We start from the raw sequence: 23,484 nt of genomic DNA on the forward strand, positions 1-23,484 counted from the left end.
TATGACCACCCTTTCTCCCCCCACCAAGGGCTCGGGGGTCGCGGTCTCCGCCCGCGACCCCCGGTCCGGGGCACCGAGCGGCCGGCGCCGCCCGTTGCGGGCCCTCAGGCCGGGCCCCACCGCCGATGCGGGCGGCGCCGCGCTGTACCGCCGCTGGTGGCTGCCGTGGCTGTGGATGTCACCGGCGATCATCGGCGTCACCGTCTTCGGTCTGTACCCGTTCCTGAACACGCTCCTGCTGTCGTTCACCGACGCCAAACCGCTCGGCGGCGCCGCCTCGTTCGTGGGCCTGGACAACTACACGCGGATGCTGGGCGACGCCGACTTCTGGCTCGCCACCCGCAACAGCGTGCTGTACGCGCTGATCGTGGTCCCCCTGATGGTGCTGCTGCCGCTGATGCTGGCCGTGCTGGTGGAGAAGAACCTGCCGGGCATCGGCTTCTTCCGCTCCGCCTTCTACACCCCGGTCCTCGCCTCCAGCGTGGTCGTGGGCCTGAGCTGGCAGTGGCTGCTCAGCGACCAGGGCCTGGTCAACACCTGGCTGCAGAAGGCCCACATCATCCGGTCGGCGATCCCGTTCCTCTCGGACTCCTGGCTGATCCTGCTGTGCGCGATGGGGCTCACCCTGTGGAAGGGCCTCGGCTGGTACATGATCTTCTACCTGGCCGCGCTGGGGAACGTACCGAAGGAACTGCACGAGGCCGCCGCGGTCGACGGCGCGGGCGCGATCCGCCGCTTCTGGCACGTCACGATGCCCGGTGTCCGCACCTCGATGATGCTGGTCGGCACCCTCACCGGCATCGGCTCGCTGCGGGTGTTCACCGAGATCTACATGCTCGGCGGCGCCACCGGCGGCCCCGGTGGCGCCGACCGCACCCTCCCCTTCTACATCCGGGACGTCGCCCTCGACCCGCTCACCGGCAACGCCGGCTACGGCTCGGCGGTCAGCGTCGCCCTCTTCGTCCTCACCCTGGGCCTCACCCTGCTCGCACAGCGCCTGACGAAGGAGGACGCGTCATGACCACCGCCGTGAAGGAGCAGCGGACGGCGGCGGCCGTGCCCGGGGTGGAGAAGCGGCGGCGCCTGATGCCGCGCTGGCGGGACTACGGCCGGCCGCGCGAACTCGTCGTCCGCTACCTGCTGTTGCTGTTCGTCCTCGGCATCACTGTCGGCCCGCTGCTGTGGCAGCTGCTGTCGTCGCTGAAGGGCGTAGGCGAGGACGTGTTCGGCGAGAACGCCTCCCTCTTCCCGAGCGACCCGACGCTGCGCGCCTACCGCGAGGTGTTCGCGCAGGTCCCGGTGTGGACATACATCGGCAACAGCATGGCCGTCGTCGCGCTGTCGGTCACGAGCCAGCTGGTGTTCTCCACGCTCGCCGGCTACATGCTCTCCAAGCCGAGCTGGAAGGGCCGCAAGCTGGTCTGGGTGCTGCTGATGGCGTCCATGATGTTCCCCTTCGAGTCGATCATGGTCTCGCTGTTCCTCAGCATCCGGGACCTCGGCCTGCTCGACAACGTGGCGGGCGTCTGGCTGCCCGGCTTCGTCGCCGCCATCAACGTCCTCATCATGCGGGCCGCGTTCCTCGCCGTGCCGCGTGAGATCGAGGACGCGGCGATGCTGGACGGGGCGGGCGAGTGGAAGCGGTTCCGGTATCTGTATCTGCCGTCCGCGTGGGGAGCGATCCTCGTCGTCACCATCAACACCTTCATCAGCGCCTGGGACGACTTCCTCTGGCCGCTGATCGTGCTGCGCACCGAGGACCACTTCACCCTCACCCTGGGCCTCGCCCGTCTGCAATCCTCCTCCTTCGGCTACGACCAGCGGATGGTGATGGCGGGCTCGGTGATCTCCGTGATCCCGGTGCTGGTGCTGTTCGTGATCACCCAGCGGTGGTTCTACAAGGGGGTGTCCTCCGGGGCCGTCAAGCTCTGAGGCCGCTCCCTCAGGTCCAGGACCAGGGGTAGGACGGTGAGCGCCTCTCGTGCCGACCGGGCGACGCGGATCTCGACGGCGCCGACCCCCGTGGGCACGTCGAAGGACAGGGAGACCGTACGGCGCTGCCCCGGCGCCAGGCCGACGCCCTCGAACGCGCACAGTTCGAGGGTGCGCGGCCATACGGGAGTGATCAGCCGGCGCAGGTACACCTGGACGACCGTACGCCCGTGCCGATTCCCCGTGTTGGTGACGTCGACCTCGACGGCGGACCCGGACAGGCGTGGCGTGCCGTACGCGAAACTCGTGTACGACAGCCCGTGCCCGAAGGAGTGGAGCGGCTCGGCGCTCTCGTCCACGTAGGCGCCGTACTCGGTGTCCTTGTGGTTGTAGTGGACCGGGAGTTGGGCCGCCGAGCGCGGCACCGAGACGGGCAGTCGGCCCGTGGGTTCCGCGAGTCCCAGCAGTACCTCGGCGATCGCGGCGCCGCCCCACGGGCCCGGGTACCAGGCGGTGAGCAGCGCGCCCGCCGTGTCGGGTACCACGTGCGGACGGCCCTGGATCAGGACGACCGCCGTCGGCGTCCCCGTCGCGACGACCGCGTCCAGCAGCGCGTGCTGGGCCTCCCCCAGGCGCAGCCCCGCGAGGTCGACGCCCTCGCCGCAGGTCATCTCGGACACGACGGTCCGCGCTGCCCCGTTGGCGTCGAACTCCGTGTCGGGCGTGCGGGCACTGCTGCCGCCCAGCACGAGCACGGCCAGGTCGGCCGCCGCGGCCTCGGCGACCGCGGCCGGGATGCGGGCGCGGTCGGCGCCGGTGAGGGCCGCGCCCTCGGCGTGGCGGACGTCCGTGCCGGGCGGGGCGAGCCGACGCAGGGCGTCGAGGACGCTCTCGCCGGTGCCGGGGCGCTGCGGGGCGGTGTAGTCGCCGAGTTGGTGGGCGGTGGTGGCGGCGTGCGGGCCGAGCACGGCGACACGGCGTACCGAGGGGCCGATGGGCAGCACGCCGGTCGGGTTGTGGAGGAGGGTGACGCAGGCGCGGGAGAGGTCGGTGCTCAGGGCGCGCCCGGTGTGCTCGGGGATCGACGCGCGCCGCGCGTAGGGGTTCTCGAACAGGCCGAGGCGGAACTTCAGGCGCAGGACCCGGGCGACGGCGGCGTCCAGCGCGGTCTCGCTCACCAGGCCCCGTTCGACGGCCTCCGCCAGGTGCGTGAAGCCCTCGTCCCAGAGGCTGAGGTCGATCCCGGCGTCGAGGGCGAGGGCGCCTGCGGAGACCTTGTCACCGGTGATGCGGGCGAGGCGGTCCACGGCGAGTCCGTCGGCCATGACCAGCCCCTCGAAGCCCCAGCGGTCCCGGAGCAGGCCGGTGAGGAGGGCGCGGTTGCCGGAGCAGGGCAGGCCGTCGACCTCGTTGTAGGCGGCCATGACGGCGGCGGCGCCGGCCCGGACTCCGGCGCGGGCGGCCGGGAGGTGGATCTCGCGCAGCTCGCGAAGACCCAGTTCGGACTCGGCGGAGTTGCGGCCGCCGACCGTCGCGCCCTGGCCGGCGAAGTGTTTGAGGACGACGGGGGCGCGGTCGGGGGCGAAGGATCCGTCCATGCCCGGTGTTCCCCCCGCTCCCCCCGCTTCCCCCGGACCCTCCGCTCCCCCCGGACCCTCCGCACCCTCCGCTCCCTCCACGCCCTGCATTCCGCGGACGAGTGCCTCCGTCAACCGGGCCGCGAGGTACGGGTCCTCGCCGAAGCACTCCTCGGTACGGCCCCAGCGCGGGTCCCGGGCGATGTCCAGCGCGGAGACGAGGGCCACGTGGCCGCCGCGGGCACGGAGTTCGGCGGCGGCATGCGCGGCGGCCCGCTCGAACAGGGCGGGGTCCCAGGTGGCGCCGACGGCCAGGTTGACGGGAAGGACCGTGCCGTCGAGGGCCATGTGGCCGTGCGGGACCTCCTCGACGAACAGGGCGGGGATGCGCAGGCGGCTGCGTTCCAGGACGTGGCGCTGGACCAGGTCGGCGAGGTCGGCGCTGTCGTCGGCCCCGGGTCCGTGGCCGTGGTCGACGCCGGACCAGGCGTCGGCGCGCATCAGACCGTAGAGGGCGCCGAGGCCCGCGAAGCGCTCGGTCTCGGCGTACAGGGCGTCGGTGAGTTCGAAGTCTCCGTCCCGGGTACGGCGGTAGGCGTCCCAGCCGTACATCCGCTGGTTGAGCTGGCCGACCTTCTCGCGCCGGGTCATGCGGGACAGAAGGTCGGCGACGCGGGTGTCGAGGGGGGCGGCCGGGTCGAGGTACGGGGGCTGCGCGGGGGCGGCGGCCGGGGCGACCGTCCGGTCCTGAGGGGGCATGGGTCGTCCTTGTCGGCGGGGGGGAGGGCCTGGTGGGCGGAGAGGCTTTGTCGGGGACGGGCTTTGTCGGGGGGTGGGTTTTGTCGGGGGGTGGGTTTTGTCGGTGTGGGAGTCGGGCCGCGTCGGCGTGAGGGTGTGGTCACGGTCGTCGCCGCGGTCGTCGTAGAGCCGTCGTGCGGGTTGCCGGGCGGTCTCGGGCAGTCATCGGAGGGGCGCCGGGCGATCTCGGGCGATCGTTTGGCGGCCGTCGGGCGGTCTTCGGGCGATCGTTTGGCCGTCGGGCGGGCCGAGTGGTTCAGCCGCCCGTGGCGTGGGCGAGGCGGGCCAGGGCGACGGCGCCCGGGGAGCCGTCCGACACCGGGGTGACGGCGAGTCCGAGCGGGGCCAGGCGTTCGGTCAGCGGGGACAACAGGGGGCCGTTCGGGGCGAGCAGGCCGCCCGTGGCGACGAGGGGTTCGTCCGGGCGGGGTGCCAGGGCCGAGACGGTCTCGGCCAGGCGGCGGGCGGCCTCCTGGAGGATCCGCGCGGCGACGGCGTCCTTCTCCTCCGCGGTCCGCACCACCGCGGGCGCGTGGTCGGCCAGGCGGACGGGCGACCGGTCCATGACGGCGGGCAGCAGCCGGGCACGGTAGGCGGTGCGCCGCTCGGCGCTCCACGCGACGGCGCCGGTGGCTCCGTAGCCCTCCGGCGGCAGAACCTCCGTCGGCAGCCCGAGGTCCCGGCCGACGGCCAGGACGAGCGCGGTGGGCCCGCTGCGGCCGTCGGCCGCGCGCAGGGCCGCCCGCACGGCCGCGCGGCCGATCCAGAAGCCGCCGCCGTCGTCTCCGAGGAGCCAGCCGTCACCGCCCGAGGTCGCGGTCGGCACCCGTCCGGCGATCCGGGCCGCGACCGCGCCGGTGCCGGCCACGAGGACGAGCCCGTCGGCGGGGTGGCCGGGGGCCGCGGCGAACGTCGTCTCGATGTCGCTGTGGACGCCGACCGCGGCGGCGGTGATACCGAGCCGGGCGAGCGCGGCGGACAGGGCGGCCCGGGCCCGTACCCGGCCGGGCTCGTCGGCGCCCTGGGCCTGGTGACCGGCCCCCGCGAAACCGCCCGCCACCGCGACCACCCGCCCGCGCAGTCCGTCGGGCACGGCCTGCCCGACGGCCTCGGCGAGGTGGTCGGCGAGCGCCGGCCCGGGCACGGTCAGCGAGTTGCCCGGCCCCGCCGTCCCCTCGCCCCGGACCCGCCCGTCTCCCAGGTCGGCGAGGACCGCACGGGTACGGGTGCCGCCGGCGTCGAGACCGACCACGTAGGCGGGGGAAGGCGCGGCGACCGCGGATTCCCCGGCAGCCGGAGAATCCGCCAAAGCTTGGTTCAAATCACTATTCATTGCCGTCCATGGTGGTTGATACATTCGCCGGACACAAGGTCCATCTCCTGAGGAGGACGCCATCAGCACGCCGCCCTCGCCCGCGCCCGCGCTCCGTTTCGGGGTCAACTACACCCCACGCCGGGGCTGGTTCCACGCCTGGCACGACTTCGATCCAGGGCTCGCGCGCGAGGACCTGGCACAGATCGCCGGGCTGGGCCTGGACCACGTCCGGGTCTTCCACCTCTGGCCGCTGCTCCAGCCCAACCGCACCCTGGTCCGGGCGTCGGCCGTGGACCAGCTCGTCCACCTGGTGGACCTGGCCGGCGAGTGCGGTCTGGACGTCCTCGTGGACGGCGTCCAGGGCCATCTGTCGAGCTTCGACTTCTACCCGGAGTGGACGCGCGGCTGGCACCACCGGAACGTCTTCTCCGACCCCGAGGCGATCGAGGCCCAGGCCCTGCTGCTGCGCACGCTCGGCGGCGCCCTGTCCGGCCACCCCCACGTCATCGGCCTCCAGCTCGGCAACGAGCTCAACAACCTGGTCGAGCACAATCCGGTCTCCGTGGCCGAGGTCGACCGCTACCTCGACGCCCTGCTGGCCGCCGCCCGGGACGGGCTCGGCGAGGGCGCCGGCCTGGTCACGCACTCGGCGTACGACGCCGCCTGGTACGGCGACGACCATCCCTTCACCCCCGAGGCCTCCGCCCGCAAGGGCGACCTCACCACCGTCCACCCCTGGGTCTTCTCCGCGGACTGCGCCCGCCGCTACGGCCCGCGCTCACCGCAGGTGCACCACCTCGCGGAGTACGGCACGGAACTGGCCGCCGCCTACGCCACCGACCCGGCGCGCCCGGTCTGGGTCCAGGAGACCGGCGCCCCCGAGCCGCACATCCCGGCGGGCGACGCCCCCGACTTCGCCCGCGCGACCCTGCTCAACGCGGCCGGCTGCGCCCGCCTGTGGGGCGTCACCTGGTGGTGCTCGCACGATGTCGACCGTTCCCTGGCCGACTTCCCGGAACTGGAGTACACACTCGGCCTGTTCGACTCCTCGGGCCGCCCCAAGCCGATCGCGGACGCCCTGTCCACGACGGTGGCCGAGCTCCGCACCGCCGCCGCCACGCCCGCCCCCCGCACGACGGCCCTGGTCCTGGACTGCACCCCGTCCACGCGCTCGGTCTCCGGCCCCGGCGGCGCCTTCTTCGACGCCTGGATGCGTCTGCGGCAGGAGGGCACCCACCCGGCGGTGGTCCTGGCGGAGCGCGCGGAGGACACGGCGTATCTCGCGGCGAGGGGGGTCACGGAGCTGATCGGGGGGCAGTGAGGCAGGCGGGCGCGGGCTCGGGCGCCGGTGGACGGAAGCGGGGGCCGAAGCCCTGGGAGGCGGGAGGCGGGGTGCTGGCTGGCGGGAGGCGGGGCGAGGCGCCGGGGGCGGGGGCGGGGGCGGGGGCGGAGCACCGGACGGTCGGGGCCGGGGCACCGGACGACAGGGGAACCGGCTCCGGCCCACCTCCCCGTCTGGGCGTCCGTCAGGGCGTCCGTCGGCACCCAGGATCCGCCCGCGCCAGGGCGTCAGCCTCCAGGGGCGTCCACCCCTGTCAGGACATCCGCCCCGCCAGAACCTCGGCCACCGCCCGCAGATTCACCCGTCCCCTCCCGTGCGCGGCAAGCGCACCGCCCGCTTCCGGCAACCCGGTCGAGACCACCAGCGCATCCGGCCGTCCCGCCAGCAACGCGTCCCGTAGACGCCCTTGCCAGGGGTACAGCTCCGCATCGCACAGGGCGACGACCAGGGGCCGCCCCTCGGCGGCCCGCAGCACCTTCCCCACGAGGGCCCCGTTGTCGTCGGGCTCCCCGGCGACCGCCGTCCCCGTGGCGGTCGGATCGAGGGCACGGACCTCGGTCAGCAGATCCTCGCCGCCCCAGTTGAGGGCGGGATGCGGGGGCGGGAAGCAGTCGACAACATGGGCGCCCGGCACCGGTTCCGGCACCGGTTCCGGCAATGGCCCCCCGCTCCGCACGGCCCGCCGCGCCGCCGTCAGCCCGGCGTCCGCGTCCCACACGGCCACGGCACCCGGCCGGTACGGCACCGCGTACCGCAGCGCCAGCCGTTGCACCCGTTCCGCGGCCTCGACCACGCGCTCCTCGGCGAGGTCGCCCGTCCGCAGGGCGTCGAGCACGGCATCGCGGCAGGCGAGGGTGACCTCCAGGTCGGGTACGGCGACGATGACCTGGTCCGCTCCGGCGGCGAGCGCGAGCCGGGCGCCGGCCGCCTCGCCGTAGCGGTCGGCGATGGCCTTCATCTCCAGCGCGTCGCTGACGAGGACGCCGTCGAAGCCGAGCTCGCCGCGCAGCAGTTCGGAGAGGATGCGCGGGCTGAGGGTGGCGGGCAGGTCGGGGTCGAGGGCCGGAAAGACGACGTGGGCGCTCATCAGCATGGGCACGCCCGCGTCGACGGCGGCCCGGAAGGGCGCGAGGTCGAGTCGCTCGTACGGCCGTGGGTCGACCGCCAGCTCGTGATGGCTGTCGGTGACGGTCCCGCCGTGGCCGGGGAAGTGCTTGGCGCAGGAGGCGACACCGCGTGCCTCGGTGGCCTCGATCCAGGCACGCAGATGCCGGGAGACCAGTTCGGGGTCGCCGCCGAAGGCGCGGGTGCGCACGATCGGGTTCTCGGGCCGGCTCTGGACGTCGGCGACGGGGGCGTAGGAGGCGGTGATGCCGAGCGAGAGCAGGTGTCCGGCGAGGGCGTCGGCGCAGGCAGCGGTCAGCCGGGGGTCGTCGGCGGCACCGAGCGCCCATGAGCCGGGCACCTCCGGGGCGCCCGCGGCGACCAGATGGCCGATGCCGCCGCCCTCGTTGTCGATGGCGACCAGCAGGTCCGGACGCAACATCCGCAGCACGCCGGTGAGTTCGCGGACCTGGTCGGCGTCGCGGATATTGCGGGTGAACAGGATGACCCCGCCGAGTCCGCGGTCGATCAGCCGTTTCAGGGTGTCGGGGACGGTCGTCGTACCGTCGAAGCCCGCGACGAGGCAGCGGTGGGCTGCCTCGTCGAGGGCCGCGGGGAGGACCGGGCCGACCGGCCCGGCGGCGGTGTGTTTCACCTCCGAAATCCTCTGGCTGACCAAGCCGAAAGTCAACAGCTCGGTGGATGAATGATTCACCAAACCTGGGCAGGCGGGAGTGGCACCGCCTTCGCCGCTCAGCTCCCGGCCGCTGTTGCCGCTGAGGTCTCGATCGCGGTTGCCGCTCAGGCCTCGATCGCGGTTGCCGCTCAGGCCTCGATCGCCGTTGCCGCTGAGGCCTCGACCGGCTTGCGGTAACGGACGTACTCACTCCGGCGGCGGAACCCGACGCTCTCGTAGAGGTCGTAGGAGCGGTGCGGATTGGCGGTCCCGGTGTAGAGGCGCGCGGTCTCGGCGCCGTGCTCGCGGAGGCAGCGCAGCCCGTCGAGCAGCAGGGCCCGGCCGAGCCCCAGCCGTCGCGACTCCGCCCGGACGCTCAACTCCTCGACCTCGCCCACCGCGCCGTCCCGCCGGCGGACGGAACACAGAGCGACCCCGGCCATCCGGTCCCCGTCCCAGGCGGCTCGCCAGCAGGTCGGGTCGGCCGTGGCGAGGAACCTCTCGTACGTCCACCTCTGGGTGAAGGCGGCGTCCGCATAGGAGTCGACGACCGCCTCCCATGCGGCGCGATGGTCCCCCGGCCCCACGGCGCCGAGTCGGACACCGGTCGGCAGTGGCTTGGCCTCGGGCAGTCGTCGGAGGTCGGCCAGCTTCAGCTCCACCAGGCTGAAGACCCTCCGGTAACCGCCGGCCAGCAGCAACGCCGTCGCGTCCGCCTCACCGGCCGTGGCGTTCGCGCCGAACACGGCCCGCCGGGCGGTGCCGTGCTCCCGCACGAGCCGGCGAATGCGGTTCTCGGCCCAGTCGAGCATGGCCGAACCGATGCCCCGGCCGCGATGCCGGGGCAGCACATAGCCACGGTGCAGGTACAGCCACGTCCCGTCCCGCTCCTCCCACCACCTGATCGTCGCGTAGCCGACGACGCGGCCTTCGCCCTGGCCCTGGCACTGGCCCTCGTACTCCACCAGGATCTGGTTCCCGTGAGGGTCTTCCAACTCGGCGCAGGACTCCGCGATCTCGGCGGCCGTCGGGAGCCCCTCCACGACCGACCCGGCGTCGACCCGGTCCCGCTCCGCGCAGCCCAGCCGTACGGCGGCCATCGCGTCATGGTCTTCCTGGCCCCGGTACGGCCGGCAGGCATAGCGCTCCACATCCATGGCCAAGATCTCTCGTACCCGCAAATGCCCTGTCAATCGCCTTTCTGAGGCTCCCGCCGCTCTACGGCTCTGAGGCTCCCGCCGCTCTACGGCTCTGAGGCTCCCGCCGCTCTACGGCGCGGAGGCTCCCGCCGCTCTACGGCCAGGTGACGGAACGGCGGCGAGGAAGCCTCGCCCGTGCGCGCACCCAGCCGAACAGCACCACCGAGCACAGGGCGGCGAAGGCGCACCAGGTCGAGACGAACTCCATCCGCCACAGGGTCCAGCTGATCACGGCACCGACGGCGGCCAGGAACCCGAGCACCACGAGCCTGCGGTCTCCGGAGAGGAGCAGGGAGCCGACGGTGGCGAGGAGGTAGCCCGCGACGAGGAGCACCGGGTGCGACAGGTCGATCGTGTAGCCGACGGTGTGGCCACGGATCTCGGCCGTCACCGGGCCCGTGGCGAGGCCGTGGGCGAGCGGTACGGCGGTCGCGGCCCCGACCGCGAGCAGCACGGCAAGCCGGGTCCGGGCGTGCGGCGGGGCCGCGCACCACACGCCCACCGGTACCCACAGGGCCAGCAGCGGCAGTGCGACGACGGCCCAGGCGACGGTGGCGGGTCCACTGCCTCCGTCCGAGGACCAGACCACCGACTCCACGATCTGGTGGGTCCCGAGCAGCAACGGCAACGCGGCGAGCGGCAGGTCCCGACCAGTGCGCACCAGCGCCACACAGGCCACCCCGACAGCGGTGACACCGACGCCCGCCACGAGATCGGCCGTCGCACTCCAGCACATCGCGCCACCATGGGGTCGACCGTCGTCTGCGCGGGCCACGCTACGTCGCTCCCGACGGACCTTCCCGGGACGACACGGGGGCACCGGGCTACGGGGCTACGGGGCTACGGGGCTACGGGGCTACGGGGCTACGGGGCTACGGGGCTACGGGGCTACGGGGCTACGGGGCTACGACAGTGTGGCCGCGAGCTTCTCCGTTCCCGGGCCGGAGACGCCCGCGAGCCCCGCCAGGCGTCCCGTCGCCAGGAGGAGCAGGTCGGCGACCGGTCCGCGGACCTCGTCGGGGCCGGTTCCCGCCGACCAGGCCGCGTCGGTCGCCACCAGTCGCACGCCCCGCAGCCGTTTGCGTGCCCCGTAGAAGGGGCTGGACACCACGTGGGCGAGCGCGGCGGTGGCCTGTTCCGTCGGCATCGGGCGGTCCCGCCCGAGGGGGCGCGCGATGTCCTGGCCGTGGACGAGGAAGTCGACGAGCGGGTCCAGCGGCGCGGCCAGGGGCGCGCGGCGGGAGGAACCCGCCGTCTCCCGGATCTGCGCGACGAGTTCGGCCGGCCCGAACCGACCTGCGCGTTCCCGGGCGAAGTCGCATTCCATCCGATTGGGGTGCCGTTAACGAGCGGCGAACCAGGTGAGAAGTAACCCGCCAGTAGCTTTCAGATCAAAGGTCGGCCCCCTTGCCAGGACGTAGCGTGGGGGCCGAGTGGTTTTGCTGGCGTCAGGCCGCGGCCGGCTCGGGCTCCGGTTCCTGGGGGACGGGCTGAGCGAGCTGGAGGCGGCTGCCCATATTCAGCCGCACCTCGCCATAGGGCTGGAGGTGCATCCAGAACAGCGAGGTCAGGGCGCGTTTGTCCTCCTCAGTCAGGAGGTTCACCCACTCCGGATCGGCGAGCATCTCCTGGATCATCAGCGTATTGACGAAGACGAGCGCGGTCTGGAGGAGATGGAGCGCGAGGACGGATAGTTCTTGCTGGTCACGGCGGTTGGAAGAGAGCTCGCTGCTCTTGCCGAAGAAGATGATGTCGTTGGCGCCGTTCCAGCCCTCGACGACGTTCAGCCCTTCTTGGATCTCGCGCTGGAGGTCGCGGTCGCGCAGGTAGCGGGCGACGAAGATGGTCTTCTGGGCTTTGCCGACCTCCAGCATTGCCTGGTAGACGGGGTGGGAGGCGGTGCGGGTGAAGCGCCGCAGGATGGCCTCGGTGGAGGCGGTGCCGACCCGGATCGCTGTGGCGTACTTGATGCGCTGGTCGTAGTTGTTCTCGATGACGTCCCAGCGGATTGGGCGGGTCATCGCGTCGGCCAGGCGCTCGTAGCTGTCCTCGTCCTCGCGGCCGGGCCGGTACAGCTTGACCTTGTTGATCTGCTTGATGCGGTGCAGCAGGTCGTAGCCCAGGAACCTCGTCAGTCCGAGCCCGATTTCCGACTGGCCATGCGAATCGACGTAGTTGCCCTCGGTCTGCATCGTGGTCGCGTGCCGCATCATGCCCTCGGTCGCCGCGGCGACCTCGGAGGCGGTGCAGTTCAGAAGCTGGCTGTGAATGGCCATCGAGCCCTTTTCGATGTGCCAGTACACGAGCACTCCGCGGCCCCCGTACCGGGAGTGCCACTCGGTGAAGATGTTCCGGTCCCACGCCTGAAAGTGTGTGGAATCGCTGGCCACTGTGGTGGTGCCATGCCCCCACACCGCTTCGGAGCGGGCCGCGAAGGTGGCGTTCGCGATCTCCACCCCGGCCGCCTTGAGGCCGACGGCGGTCAGGTAGCGGCGGGCGGTGTAGCGGAGCTCTTCCTCGCTGTGCCCGTGCTCGCCCGCCGCGACCGAGCCGATCCCGGAGTTCGTGCCGTACGCGTAGGCGATCAAGAGCAGGCGTTCCAGGAGCTTCGCCTCGTCGATCGCCTCGCGGGTGCCAACGGGGCGAGGGCCTTGAGCATCCCGGTGCGCAGGGCGGCTTCCTTGAGGATGTCGATGAGGGCGACGGTGCCCCACTTCTTGCGGATCGCCTTCTTGAGCTTGCGCAGGTTCTTGGGCTCCTTCTGCGGCTCGGGGTCGGTGAACTTGATCGCCCCGTTGCGGTGCTTGCCGCTGATGGTGACCCAAGGCACCGAGATCGGGCCAGAGCCAGCCCGCCAAGGGCCGAGATCGGCCCCGCCACCGGCCCGGCATACGGGTGCGGATCTGCGCGCGGAGGGGGCGAGATGAGGTGTGGGAGGCGGCCAGTGCGGTCGTCTCGATTACTTCGGGTCGCGGTTGAACTGCGCCGTCGACCAGCGGTAGCCGAGCGCGATCAGGCCGACGCACCAGACGACCGCGATCCAGCCGTTGTTGCCGATTTCGGTGTCGAGCAGGAGGCCGCGGAGGGTTTCGATGGCAGGGGTGAAGGGCTGGTACTCGGCGATCGGCTGGAACCAGCCCGGCATCGTACCGGCCGGGATGAAGGCGCTGGAGATGAGCGGCAGGAGGATCAGCGGCATGGCCATATTGCCGGCCGCCTCGGGGTTCGGACTGGCCGCGCCCATCCCGACGGCGATCCAGGTGAGTGCCAGGGCGAACAGCGTGATCAGCCCGAACGCCGCGATCCACTCCAGTGCCGTGGCGTCCGTGGACCGGAAGCCCATCGCCACCCCGACGGCGCCGACGAGGACCACGCTCATCACGCACTGCAGCACGCCGCCGACGACATGCCCGACGAGCAGAGAGCCCCGGTAGATCGCCATCGTGCGGAAGCGGGCGGTGAGGCCCTGGGTCATGTCCACGCAGACGGACACCGCGGCCCCGATCACGGTGCTGCCGACGGTCATCAGCAGCAGACCGGGGACGATGTAGGCGATGTAGTCGGAGCGGTCCGCGCCGCCGCCACCGATCCCGGCGCTCATCACGTCGCCGAAGATGTAGACGAAGAGCAGCAGCATCATGATCGGTGTGAGCAGCAGGTTCAGGGTCCCGGACGGGTAGCGCCATGCGTGCAGGAGGTTGCGGCGCAGCATCGTGTTCGAGTCGCGTACAGCGAGCGAGAGGGAGCTCATCGCACGTTCTCCTTGGGCTGGTTGGGGACGTTGGCTGGGCCGGTCAGGGCGAAGAACACGTCGTCGAGGTCGGGGGTATGTACGGTCAGCTCGTCGGCCTCGATGCCGACGGAGTCGAGCCAGTCGAGAATGGAGCGCAGTTCGCGCTGACTACCGTCGCTGGGGATGGACAGCGACAGTGCCTCGTCGTCCCGGGTGATTTCGCGCAGGGCGTCAGCGGCGGACTGGTACGCGACCGGGTCGGTGAAGCGGAGCCGGATGTGCCCGCCCGGGATGAGCCGTTTGAGCTCCTCGGCGGTGCCCTCGGCGGCGATCTTGCCGTCGTTCAACACGGCGATGCGGTCGGCGAGTTCGTCGGCCTCCTCCAGGTACTGGGTGGTGAGGAAGACGGTGACGCCGTCGGAGACGAGGCCGCGGATGATGCCCCACATGTTGTGGCGGGAGCGTGGGTCGAGCCCTGTCGTCGGCTCGTCGAGGAAGATGATCCGCGGGTTGGCGACCAGCGTCATCGCGAGGTCGAGGCGGCGCTTCATACCGCCGGAGTAGGTCGAGGCGGGCTTCTTCGCGGCCTCTGCCAGGTCGAAGCGCTCCAGGAGTTCGGCGGCGACCCGTCGTCCCTCGCTCTTGGACAGGTGGTGCAGGTCCGCCATGAGGAGCATGTTCTCCTCGCCGGTGATCAGGCCGTCAACGGCGGAGAACTGCCCGGTGACACCGATTGCGGCACGGACCGCCTGTGGGTCGGCGGCCAGGTTGTGCCCGCCGACGTGCAGGTCACCGGCGTCGGCGGTGATGAGCGTGGACAGGATCTTGACGGCGGTGGTCTTGCCGGCGCCGTTCGGGCCGAGCAGCGCGAACACGGACCCGGCCGGGATGCGCAGATCGATGCCGTCGAGGACGGTCTTGTCGCCGTACGACTTGCGTAGCCCTACGGCGGAGACGGCGGTCGGCGGCGACGGGTGACCGTCATCCTGCCTGCATGTGGGCATGACAGATGAAGGCATGGTGACTTCCCTTCGGAAAATGGTGTGGAGCGACCCGCCGCCGGAGACCTGCTCGACCACCTCGGTGGGCAGGATCTGCGGCGGCATCTGGTGGCCGGTCGGCCCGCATCTATTCGCGCCGTGCCGAGGCGAACGAACCGCGCGTGCGGGCTAAGTCGACTGGTATAAGGCGACGAGTGCTACTTCTCGGCCGTGCCGGATTCCCCGCTGACGGACTCCTGATAGACGTCCGCATAGGTGCGTGAGTCCTTGATCAGATCGTCGCAGAACGCGGCGACGTCCGTGCCGATGAGCTCCAGGACCCCCTTTCCCATGGCGGCGCCCTCCTCGAAGAAGTCGACGATCCCGGGGAGCAGGGGCCCGTCAGGCAGGTCGATCGGGCCGACCTTGAACAGGTACTTCTGCATCTCCTTGTAGACGATCTGGTAGTCCTGCGGGAGCACCTTGACCCGGGCCATGTGCGCCCGCCACTGCTTCTTGCCCTCGATGATGTCTTGGATGCTCACGTCAGCCTCCCAGCCGGCTCAGCTTCTTTGCGACGTTCCTGTTCAACTGCTCGCGCCACCGGTCGCGATAGGTTCGAGCCCCTTCTCCACCGGCCAGCGCGGTGCAGAAGCCTGGGATGTCGTCGCCGAGCACCTCGTGGACGCTCTGCCCGTCGGCCGCTGCTACTTCGAGCAGCCCCAGCGCGGCGTCGAGGATCGGCATCAGGTTGCGACCGGTGAAGTCCCCATAGGGGAAGAGGTGGGCGATGATCTGTCCCCACGCCGCCCGGTAGTCGTCCGGCAGGACCTCGGCCCGGGTTTCGAACGCCTTCCATTCCCTGGTGAGATCGCTGCCTGTGATCTTCTCCCAGAAGTTCATCTCCCGCCCTCCTTAAGCTTGTTGATGCGTGATGAGACGTACTGCCATTTCGCCCAGAACTTCGCGAGTTCCTCGCGTCCGGCGTCGTTGAGCGAGTAGAACTTGCGCGGCGGACCGACCCCAGATGGTCGTTTCGTCACCTGGACGAGCTTGTTCCTCTCCAGTCGCAGCAAGATGGTGTAGACGGTCCCCTCGACGACGTCGGCGAAGCCGAGCTCGTTCAGCTGACGAGTGATGGCGTACCCGTAGGTTTCCTCGCTGCCGATGATTTCGAGCACGCACCCTTCGAGCGTGCCCTTCAGCATCTCCGTCAGGTCGTCCATCGCGAATCCTCCTCGGCCTAGCGGTACTACGTAGTACCGAGTACCACTATACGGTATCACTGAGTAGTGGAGGGCGACAGCGCCTCCGGTTGGCGCGAACGGACCCGGGGCCGACCTTGCGAGGGCCCAGGCTCCGCGGCTGCGGCTGCGGCTGCGTCTGCGTCTGCGTCTGCCCCATCGGCCTGGCTCCATAGTCGGCGGGGGCTCGTACGTCATCACCGCAATGCCCCGACCTCGACATCCCAAGGTGGCTTGCCGGCCGGCTTGCGGCTGTCGGTAAACGAACGAATGACGGCAGGCAGCCCGCGTGTCCAATGAACCCGGACTTCCCCGGGCCCGACGGCGGCGCCGATCCAATCAGATCCGATGAAGGATGATGACAGGGTTTGCTGACAGCCAGGGTCGAATGACGACCGCCGACACGGGGAGCAGCATGGCCAACCTGGTCCACAAGCGGGTGTCGACCGACCAGCAGTCGACCGACCGTCAGAACCTCGTCCTCGCCGAGGCCGGGATCGAAGATCCGGTCGTCTTCGAGGAGACCGCGGGCACCTCCAGCCGCCTCCACCCCCGGAACGGCCGAAGTTCGGCGAACTGCTGACATACGCGCGGCCGGGCGACACCGTGCACATCTCCGAGATGTTCCGCCTCGTACGCGGTACCGGCCACATCCTCGACGTGCTCGACGTCCTGCACCGCGACCAGGTGGCGCTACACATCCACGACGGAGCGTTCTCCGCGATGGACCTCACCGCCCGCCACCCGCGCACCGGAGAACTGCTGTCCGACAGACGACGTCGATCCCGATCGCGTGCAGGTGCCGCCTCGCCCATGTCCCACGTTTCGTGAGGTCTTTTTGATGTGTTTCCGCGCATTGAATGATGGGTTCGAGCTCCTCAGACTGACAGAGACACAAGGGCTGCGAAAGGAGCCGCGATGCCCCCCATCGCCGCGGTGTCACGGACCTGGCTGTCCGAGGCCGACTGCGATCTCGACACGTTCCGCGCACTCGTCGAGCAGGACACCGACCCCGCCGACCATCCCTCGGCCGAGCGGGTCGATCGGAACGTGCCGCTCTACGACAGCGAACGGCTCCGCGCTCTGACGGCCACATCGGAGGGCCGTCGGACCATACAGACCGAGCTGGTCCGGGCCCTGCTGGACGGCCCCGGAATCGTCGTGCTCAAGGGCGCGTTCACCGACCCGGCCGTCGTGGACCGGGCGTCCGACGCCTTCCGTGAACTGATCGAGGAGGAGCGCGCGGCGGGTACGGCCCGGGGCGACCACTTCGCGAAGCCGGGCGCCAACGACCGCGTCTGGAACGCGCTGGAGAAGATGGCCGTACGGGCCCCGGACGTCTTCGCCGACTACTACGCCAACGACATGCTGGCCCTGATCTCCGAGGCCTGGCTCGGCCCCGCCTACCAGGTCACCTCGCAGGTCAACGTGGTCAACCCGGGGGGCGCCGCCCAGAGCCCGCACCGCGACTACCACCTCGGCTTCCTCTCCCAGCGGCAGGCCGCCGCCTACCCCGCGCACGTCCACCGCCTCTCCCCCGTCCTCACCCTCCAGGGTGCGGTCGCCCACTGCGACATGCCCGTCGAGTCCGGCCCCACCCTCTACCTGCCGCACTCCCAGAAGTACGAGCCCGGCTACCTCGCCTGGCGACTCCCTGAGTTCGTCGAGTACTTCGACGCCCACCACGTCCAACTCCCCCTGGACAAGGGCGACGCGGCCTTCTTCAACCCCGCGCTCTTCCACGCCGCCGGGCACAACCGCTCCTCGGACATCCGGCGCATGGCCAACCTGCTCCAGATCTCCTCCGCCTTCGGCCGCGCCATGGAGAGCGTGGACCGCGGGGCGATGGCGCACGCGCTCTTCCCGGTCCTGCTGCACCGCAAGTCCGAGGGCGCCCCGGAGGATTGGCTGCGCCGCGTCGTCGCCGCCACCGCCGAGGGCTACGCCTTCCCCACCGACCTCGACCTCGACCCGCCCGTCGACGGCCTCGCGCCGCCCGCGCAGGCCGACCTGCTCTGGCAGGCCGTCAGCGAGACCTGGACCCCGGAGCGACTGCGCCGCGAACTGGAGGCGGGCGCACGGCGCCGAGGGCGCTCGTGACCCCGGGAGTTGGCGGCCCCCCTGACGTCAGCGGAGGCCGCACGGCGCCTGGACACCCACGGCAACCCGATGGGTACCCCGCACCGCTTCGTCCACGACCTCACCGGCACCGCCCCACGCTGCGACACGACCACGGCTACGGCTACGGCTACGACCCGGTGCACGGCCGAGACGCCCCGGGCTCGGCCACGAAGGCCTGGGCCGACGCATGCGTACGCCTGCACACCACAGCTGATCTCAGCCACCAGCCCTGACCACTGGGGGCGGTCGGCCGAGGTCTCCACAGCCTCCAAGGTCTCCATTGCCTCCCCCGTACGGCGACCGCGCACTGAGCCCGTGTGGCCGCCGGACGGTCGCGGACGCGCGTGACGGATGTCGTCGCGAGGGGTTGACGGCGGCGCGCGGGACGGCCACCTTCGATAGTGCGTGCACGGTGGGAGCGCTCCCACATTTCTTGTGTCGAAGGGACGGCCATGCAGACCCCTCGCCAGTTATCCCGACGGACGTTGGTCGCCGCCGCCGCGGCCGGCCTCGTCTCGACCGTCGTCTCCCCCGCGCAGGCCGCCGAGGTGCGGGCGGCCCGGTTCCACACGGTGGGCCGGGTCAAGAAGGCAGCCGACGGAACCGTTCAGTACGGCTGGCCCGGCGTGTACTTCGAGGGGAGGTTCCGAGGGACCGGTGTCGGGGTGGTCCTCGACGACGCCGACAACGACTACGACGTCCAGGTCGACGGAACGACCGTCGCCACCCTGGTCACCCCCGGCCGGACCGTCTCCTGGATCGACGGTCTCGCCGACGGCGGACACCGCGTGCGGGTCGTGAAGCGGACGGAGAGCCCGTGGGCGGCCGGCCGGTTCGGCGGATTCGTCGCGGCTTCCGGTGGCGCGATCCTGGCGAGACCCCGGGCGCGGAGCAGGCAGATCGAGTTCATCGGCGACTCGTACACCGCCGGCTACGGCAATGTCTCCGAGATCCGGGACTGTTCCGGAAACGGCGGGGTCAACCGGAACAGCAATGCCGATCTCGCGTTCGGCGCGCTCACCGCGGGGAAACTGGACGCCGACTACCAGATCAACGCCTTCTCCGGCCGTGGAATGGTCCGCAATTACAACGGCGGCGATCCCGGGACCGACTTTCGCACGTACTACGACCGGGCCCTGCTGAACGTCGAGGGCGACGTCTGGCGGAAGCCGCACAGCTGGTGTCCGCAGGTCGTCGTGGTCGGGCTCGGCATCAACGACTTCTCGACGCCCCTCAACCCCGGGGAGCGCTGGAGCACGACGGCCGAGCTGGTCGCCTCCTATGAGAGCGCCTATCACGGCTTCCTCGACAGGCTGCGCGCCCGGTACGGGCCCAGGACGTTCCTCGTGGTCGCCGCCGCCCACCTCTGGAACACCACCGCGTTCGCGGAGGCCACCCTGCGGATCGTCGAGGAGCGCGGCCGACAGGGCGACGGCCGGGTCAGCCACTGGTACTACGACGACCCCGCCCTCGATCACCTGGGCTGCGACTGGCACCCCTCGCTCCATGACCATCGCATCATCTCGGGGCTGCTCGACGAGCATCTCGCGGGGCTGCCGCTGCGCTGGTAGCCGGCTTCGGCGGGGTGCCGCGCGGGCTCAGGCCGTCAGGGGCTGCCCCGGCTTCAGCATGTCGAGGAGTCCGGCGTGGTGCAGGGTCGCGACGGGGGCGAGGAGGTCGGGGTGGCGCAGGAGTGCGGCCGCCCGTCGGTCGGACTCGTCCGGGGCGAGGAGGCGGCGGAAGGCCACGGGGGCAACGGCCGTGTGGGGTGAGTCGGTGAGGGCGGCCACGCCGGAGTGGGCCAGCTCGGGGTCGGCCAGGAGGCAGGCCGCCCAGCTGGCGACGACCTCGTCCACCCAGGTCCGCCAGGCGTACTCGTCGGGTGCCGGGTCCTCGTCGCAGCCGGTGATCCAGTCGAGCCGGGCGGAGCCGCCCGGCCCCGCCACGCCGACGAGGGCGGCGTCCATCGGTGTCGGATAGCGGAGCCAGGCCGCCACGGTTACGGCCTGCCGGGCCTGCGCCTCGGAGAGCGCCCCGTCCAGCGCGCCGCCGCCCGCCGGATAGGCGCGCGTCAGCCATTGGGTGGTCGCCGCTATGAGCGGGGAGAGATCCGTGAGCACGCTGGGCCATCCGTGGGTTCTGGGGAACGCGTTGCACAACGTAGCCATGCACTGGCGCGCCGGGAAATGGCGCAGGCCACGGAATGGGCGTGTGCTGGGCCACATCTTCCTGGCGCACCGACTCACCGGGACGTCACCGACGGAGATCGCGGGCGACCCGGCATGGGAGGTGACGACGTCGCACCGCTGACAACTGCCCGCCCGGGCGGACGGGTTCGGGCGCCACGATCGCGGGCACCGGGACCTGCGGACGTCAGCCACCGGCCCGCCCGGCCGCGGGGAGCGTGGCGCTCGTCCCCCGGCGGCGGGGGGGCGAACGTGGCGCTCGTCGCGGAACGGGCGGGCGGCCTCGCCACCGTCGGCCCCGCCCGCCGGACCGTACGGCGCGCACCCCCTACCGTGTCCCACCATGAAGCTCCTCATCATCGGTGGCAGCGGGTTCCTGGGCGGCGAGTTGTCGCGGCGGGCCCGGGCGGCGGGACACGAGACGGCCGCGACCTACTCCACCCGGCCGCCGGAGACCGCGGGGGGCGTCTCCTGGCACTCCCTCGACGTCCGGGACCCCGCGCGGGTGACCGGGGTGATGGCGGAAGTGGCTCCCTCGGTCGTCGTCAACGTGTCGAGTGGCGACGCCGATTGGGCGGTCACCGCCGAGGGCGGGGTCCGGGTGGCGATGGCCGCGGCCGAGCGGGGCTGCCGTCTGGTCCATGTGTCCAGCGACGCCGTGTTCTCGGGCGATCGGGGCCGCTACGACGAGACCTGCCTGCCGGACCCCGTCACGCCCTACGGTGCCGCGAAGGCCGCGGCGGAGGCCGGTGTCCGGCTGCTGGCGCCGCACGCGGTCGTGGTGCGGACCTCGCTGATCATCGGGGGCGGGCCCGCGCTCTCCGTACATGAACGGCATGTGCACGACCTCGTGGCCGGGACCCGTGACGGCGTGCTGTTCACCGACGTGGTGCGCTGTCCGGTGCATGTGGCCGACCTGGCCGCCGCTCTGCTGGAGTTGGCCGCTTCCGGGGCAGGAGGTATGCGGCACATCGCCGGGCCGGACGCCCTCACCCGGCACGTTCCCTGTCAAGTTCATCTGTTCGCATTCTGTGGAGTGCTCTGAGGATCCGAGACGCTGTGACTGATTCCCAATCGTCGTTGTCAAGCAGTCGTAGGGTTGTGCGGGAGAGCGAGCTCGCGGTCAGGGACGTGCGTCTTGGTGGTCCTCAGTACTGACGCCGAGGGCGGCTCGGGCCACCGCCAGGCGCTCCCTGGACTCGGATATCCACCCTTCACCTGGTGTTCGACTGCCTTCAGTGGCACGACATCGACGTGGAGGACCCGGACGGGACGGTGCGCCGCCGGCCCGATGCAAAAGGTCCGCTGGCGGCACAAACTCCCGCTCCATCCCAGCGACGCCCAGGTCATCACCTGCCAGCAGGACCACCTGCGGCGCCATTCCCCGCACCTGTTCCATGAAGACGGACGGCCCCGCTCGACCTGCATGGTGCTGTTTCCCACCCCGCGCCGCTCCCGCGCCAACGCGCTCGGCGAGCGGCCCTACGACAGCAGCACGATCGGTTACTGGCTTCAGACCTGGCTCGACCAGTTCGCAGTGACCGACGAACAAGGCAAGCCCTTCGACCCGGCACGGGTGCTCCCCTACGCCTTCCGGCACACCTATGCCCAGCTCCGCGCCGACGCCGGCGTCCCGCTCGACATCCTGCAAGTCCTCATGGCCCACCAGGACCCCTCCACCACCCAGGTCTACTACCGGCCCTCGCACCCCCGGCGGGTGGAAGCGGTGCGCGCCATCGCCGCCAAGTACCAGTTCGACCTCACCGGCGGCCGGATCCGCGCCCGCATCCCCGACGACGACATGGCCGACCGGATCCGCGCGGGCGTAGGCTCGGTGCCCGTCCCCGCGGGGCGCTGCCACGAGATGAACAACGTCCGCGCCGACGGGCACGGCTGCCCGGTGTACAACCGCTGCTTCTCCTGCACCTTCTACACCACCGACTTCACCCACCTGCCCGAGCTGCGCCAATTGCGCGCCGGGAAGGCGGAGCAGCTCGCTGCGCTGGAGAGCGCCTACGGCGGCGTGCTTACCGCGGGACCGTTGAGCGCGGCGAGCCTGGAGCTGCTGCGCCAGGAGGTTCAGCAGATCGACGAACGCGTCGGCAAATGCGAAGCCGACATCAGCTCCCTCACTCCCGAGAAAAGGACCACGGTGGAATCCTGGCTCCACACCAGAGACTGGTTTCTCACCGTCATCCCCGTGGCGGCGGTTCTGGCCGGGCAGCAGCGTCTAGACCAGCCGACCGTCGACCCGATCGTCACCGAATCGACGACGGGATGACGCGCCCGGCCACCCCGCACAGGCAACCAGGCCGGGTGCCAATCCCCGCCCGTCGGGCCGAAGTCCTCGACGCGGGCAGGGCGGCCGCCGTTCAACGGCGCCGTGCCGACAGCGAACAATGCCGACAGCGGGTCCTCGCCGTCCTGGCCGCGATGCGCAAGAGCCGCCAGGCCCTCTCCGACGCGGAGATCACCCGGCGGGTCGCCGTCAACTCGCAGTACCTTCAACGCCGCCGCGATCTTAAAGTCGCAGCCGAGGCCGTCCGCGCCCATCTCGCTCAGGACCCGTCACGAGCTGCAGCAACTGCAACCGCCCGTAAGGAGGCAGCACTCGAAGTCGAAAACCGCATGCTGTTGGAACAGAACGCCGCCCTGCAACGGACCCTTCACGAGATCCAGAACGAGCTACGCACGCTACGCGCCAACGACCTGGGTGCCCGCCTCCGCGACGGCATGAACGCCCCCTCGCCGCGGGACTCGGAGATGGAGGAACTGCGCGCGCAACGAGACGCAGCACTCGCAACCGGCCGTCAAGCAGAGACTGCCATGCAGGCACTCCGTAACGTCAACCAGCGGCTGATGGTCGAGAACGGCCGGTTGATCGCCGCGGATACTGCAGAGCCCCTGATCAATCAGTAGATGCCTGTCAGGCACGGTTCGCTGCGGGCTACTTACCTCCCACGCGCCTGTCGCATCTCTCGCACCCAAGGTAGTGCTGACAGCGTGGACGAGGTTCCGGTTCACGGGCATCGAGCACCTGGAGTTTGACCTGTAGCAGCACCCCGACGGAGGTTCCAGAACGTCGACCCCGCCTTCCACCTGCGCGGCACCGTCGTCTACCTGCTGGAACAGCGTCACGCCGACTGCGCCCTGTCGGCCAAGGGCAACCAGGCGGCCCCGCTCGCCTGGGTCCACGCAGCTCTGCCACCCGCGGTCCCCGAAGCGGAGGAGCACGTCCAAACCGAGCGTTCCCGGTCGGATCATCCGCTCGTCGGTC

At 71.2% G+C, this 23,484-nt stretch carries 24 protein-coding genes; 10 read left to right on the forward strand and 14 right to left on the reverse strand.

What is annotated here, in order from left to right:
* The first annotated feature begins 1 nt into the window (after position 1).
* On the forward strand, positions 2-1,021 hold the full coding sequence (locus tag OG202_RS07775) for a carbohydrate ABC transporter permease (protein ID WP_326584422.1): 1,020 nt from the start codon (positions 2-4) through the stop codon (positions 1,019-1,021).
* Entirely contained in the window at positions 1,018-1,932 is a 915-nt protein-coding gene (locus tag OG202_RS07780) for a carbohydrate ABC transporter permease (RefSeq protein WP_326584421.1), read from the forward strand. The genes OG202_RS07775 and OG202_RS07780 overlap by 4 nt, the downstream gene beginning before the upstream one ends.
* Here the strand turns inward: OG202_RS07780 and OG202_RS07785 are convergent.
* Both OG202_RS07785 and OG202_RS07790 read right to left on the reverse strand, forming a co-directional pair.
* Positions 1,896-4,268, reverse strand: a complete 2,373-nt coding sequence (locus tag OG202_RS07785) for a glycoside hydrolase family 3 N-terminal domain-containing protein (protein ID WP_327730822.1) — start codon at positions 4,266-4,268, stop codon at positions 1,896-1,898. The genes OG202_RS07780 and OG202_RS07785 overlap by 37 nt on opposite strands.
* Before the next feature lie 295 nt (positions 4,269-4,563).
* A complete protein-coding gene (locus tag OG202_RS07790) occupies positions 4,564-5,628 on the reverse strand; it encodes a BadF/BadG/BcrA/BcrD ATPase family protein (RefSeq protein ID WP_443052223.1) in 1,065 nt (354 codons plus the stop codon).
* A gap of 283 nt (positions 5,629-5,911) precedes the next feature.
* On the opposite strand from OG202_RS07790, the gene OG202_RS07795 reads away from it, so the two are divergent.
* On the forward strand, positions 5,912-6,943 hold the full coding sequence (locus OG202_RS07795; RefSeq protein WP_443052224.1) for a glycoside hydrolase 5 family protein: 1,032 nt from the start codon (positions 5,912-5,914) through the stop codon (positions 6,941-6,943).
* Between the two features lie 274 nt (positions 6,944-7,217).
* Here the strand turns inward: OG202_RS07795 and OG202_RS07800 are convergent, their stop codons facing one another.
* The 11 genes from OG202_RS07800 to OG202_RS07850 form a co-directional block, all read right to left on the reverse strand.
* Positions 7,218-8,723 (reverse strand): glycoside hydrolase family 3 N-terminal domain-containing protein, encoded by a 1,506-nt coding sequence (locus tag OG202_RS07800; RefSeq protein ID WP_327730821.1) that lies wholly within the window; start codon positions 8,721-8,723, stop codon positions 7,218-7,220.
* A 170-nt stretch (positions 8,724-8,893) separates the two neighbouring features.
* Positions 8,894-9,901, reverse strand: coding sequence for a GNAT family N-acetyltransferase (locus OG202_RS07805; protein ID WP_328224661.1), 1,008 nt, complete (start codon positions 9,899-9,901; stop codon positions 8,894-8,896).
* A gap of 136 nt (positions 9,902-10,037) precedes the next feature.
* Complete coding sequence (locus OG202_RS07810; protein ID WP_326584418.1) at positions 10,038-10,679, reverse strand: DUF6629 family protein; 642 nt, start codon at positions 10,677-10,679, stop codon at positions 10,038-10,040.
* Positions 10,680-10,847: 168 nt separating this feature from the next.
* On the reverse strand, positions 10,848-11,270 hold the full coding sequence (locus OG202_RS07815) for a maleylpyruvate isomerase family mycothiol-dependent enzyme (RefSeq protein WP_326584417.1): 423 nt from the start codon (positions 11,268-11,270) through the stop codon (positions 10,848-10,850).
* 121 nt (positions 11,271-11,391) lie between these two features.
* Entirely contained in the window at positions 11,392-12,531 is a 1,140-nt protein-coding gene (locus OG202_RS07820; protein WP_328222545.1) for a Tn3 family transposase, read from the reverse strand.
* Positions 12,528-12,773, reverse strand: coding sequence for a hypothetical protein (locus OG202_RS07825; RefSeq protein WP_328222546.1), 246 nt, complete (start codon positions 12,771-12,773; stop codon positions 12,528-12,530). Before OG202_RS07825 ends, OG202_RS07820 begins: the two co-directional genes overlap by 4 nt.
* 129 nt (positions 12,774-12,902) lie before the next feature.
* A complete protein-coding gene (locus OG202_RS07830) occupies positions 12,903-13,694 on the reverse strand; it encodes an ABC transporter permease (RefSeq protein WP_327730819.1) in 792 nt (263 codons plus the stop codon).
* Positions 13,691-14,695: an ATP-binding cassette domain-containing protein gene (locus tag OG202_RS07835; RefSeq protein ID WP_328222547.1), complete on the reverse strand. Its 1,005-nt coding sequence runs from the start codon at positions 14,693-14,695 to the stop codon at positions 13,691-13,693. Before OG202_RS07835 ends, OG202_RS07830 begins: the two co-directional genes overlap by 4 nt.
* A 179-nt stretch (positions 14,696-14,874) precedes the next feature.
* A complete protein-coding gene (locus tag OG202_RS07840; RefSeq protein ID WP_326584413.1) occupies positions 14,875-15,201 on the reverse strand; it encodes a DUF1048 domain-containing protein in 327 nt (108 codons plus the stop codon).
* Between the two features lies 1 nt (position 15,202).
* Positions 15,203-15,559: a DUF1048 domain-containing protein gene (locus OG202_RS07845; RefSeq protein WP_129771882.1), complete on the reverse strand. Its 357-nt coding sequence runs from the start codon at positions 15,557-15,559 to the stop codon at positions 15,203-15,205.
* Positions 15,556-15,882, reverse strand: a complete 327-nt coding sequence (locus OG202_RS07850) for a PadR family transcriptional regulator (protein WP_137982132.1) — start codon at positions 15,880-15,882, stop codon at positions 15,556-15,558. Before OG202_RS07850 ends, OG202_RS07845 begins: the two co-directional genes overlap by 4 nt.
* A gap of 406 nt (positions 15,883-16,288) precedes the next feature.
* Here OG202_RS07850 and OG202_RS07855 point away from each other — a divergent pair, with 406 nt between their 5' ends.
* From OG202_RS07855 to OG202_RS07870, 4 genes are all read left to right on the forward strand, one after another.
* The gene (locus OG202_RS07855) at positions 16,289-16,483 is read left to right on the forward strand and encodes a hypothetical protein (protein WP_328222548.1); all 195 of its coding nucleotides are present in this window, start codon (positions 16,289-16,291) and stop codon (positions 16,481-16,483) included.
* 23 nt (positions 16,484-16,506) lie between these two features.
* Positions 16,507-16,731 carry a hypothetical protein gene (locus OG202_RS07860; protein WP_327730817.1) on the forward strand — a complete coding sequence of 75 codons (225 nt, stop codon included), beginning with the start codon at positions 16,507-16,509 and terminating at the stop codon, positions 16,729-16,731.
* A gap of 87 nt (positions 16,732-16,818) precedes the next feature.
* Entirely contained in the window at positions 16,819-18,000 is a 1,182-nt protein-coding gene (locus OG202_RS07865; protein WP_327730816.1) for a phytanoyl-CoA dioxygenase family protein, read from the forward strand.
* Between the two features lie 473 nt (positions 18,001-18,473).
* Complete coding sequence (locus OG202_RS07870) at positions 18,474-19,592, forward strand: SGNH/GDSL hydrolase family protein (protein ID WP_327730815.1); 1,119 nt, start codon at positions 18,474-18,476, stop codon at positions 19,590-19,592.
* 27 nt (positions 19,593-19,619) lie between these two features.
* On the opposite strand, the gene OG202_RS07875 is transcribed toward OG202_RS07870, so the two are convergent.
* Complete coding sequence (locus OG202_RS07875; RefSeq protein WP_327730814.1) at positions 19,620-20,141, reverse strand: hypothetical protein; 522 nt, start codon at positions 20,139-20,141, stop codon at positions 19,620-19,622.
* Between the two features lie 409 nt (positions 20,142-20,550).
* Here OG202_RS07875 and OG202_RS07880 point away from each other — a divergent pair, with 409 nt between their 5' ends.
* From OG202_RS07880 to OG202_RS07890, 3 genes are all read left to right on the forward strand, one after another.
* Positions 20,551-21,252: a sugar nucleotide-binding protein gene (locus tag OG202_RS07880; protein ID WP_327730813.1), complete on the forward strand. Its 702-nt coding sequence runs from the start codon at positions 20,551-20,553 to the stop codon at positions 21,250-21,252.
* Positions 21,253-21,498: 246 nt separating this feature from the next.
* A complete protein-coding gene (locus OG202_RS07885; protein ID WP_327730812.1) occupies positions 21,499-22,488 on the forward strand; it encodes a site-specific integrase in 990 nt (329 codons plus the stop codon).
* Between the two features lie 152 nt (positions 22,489-22,640).
* Entirely contained in the window at positions 22,641-23,126 is a 486-nt protein-coding gene (locus tag OG202_RS07890) for a hypothetical protein (protein WP_327730811.1), read from the forward strand.
* Positions 23,127-23,484 lie beyond the last annotated feature (358 nt).

The sequence above is a fragment of the Streptomyces sp. NBC_00310 genome, assembly GCF_036208085.1.
GTDB lineage: Bacteria > Actinomycetota > Actinomycetes > Streptomycetales > Streptomycetaceae > Streptomyces.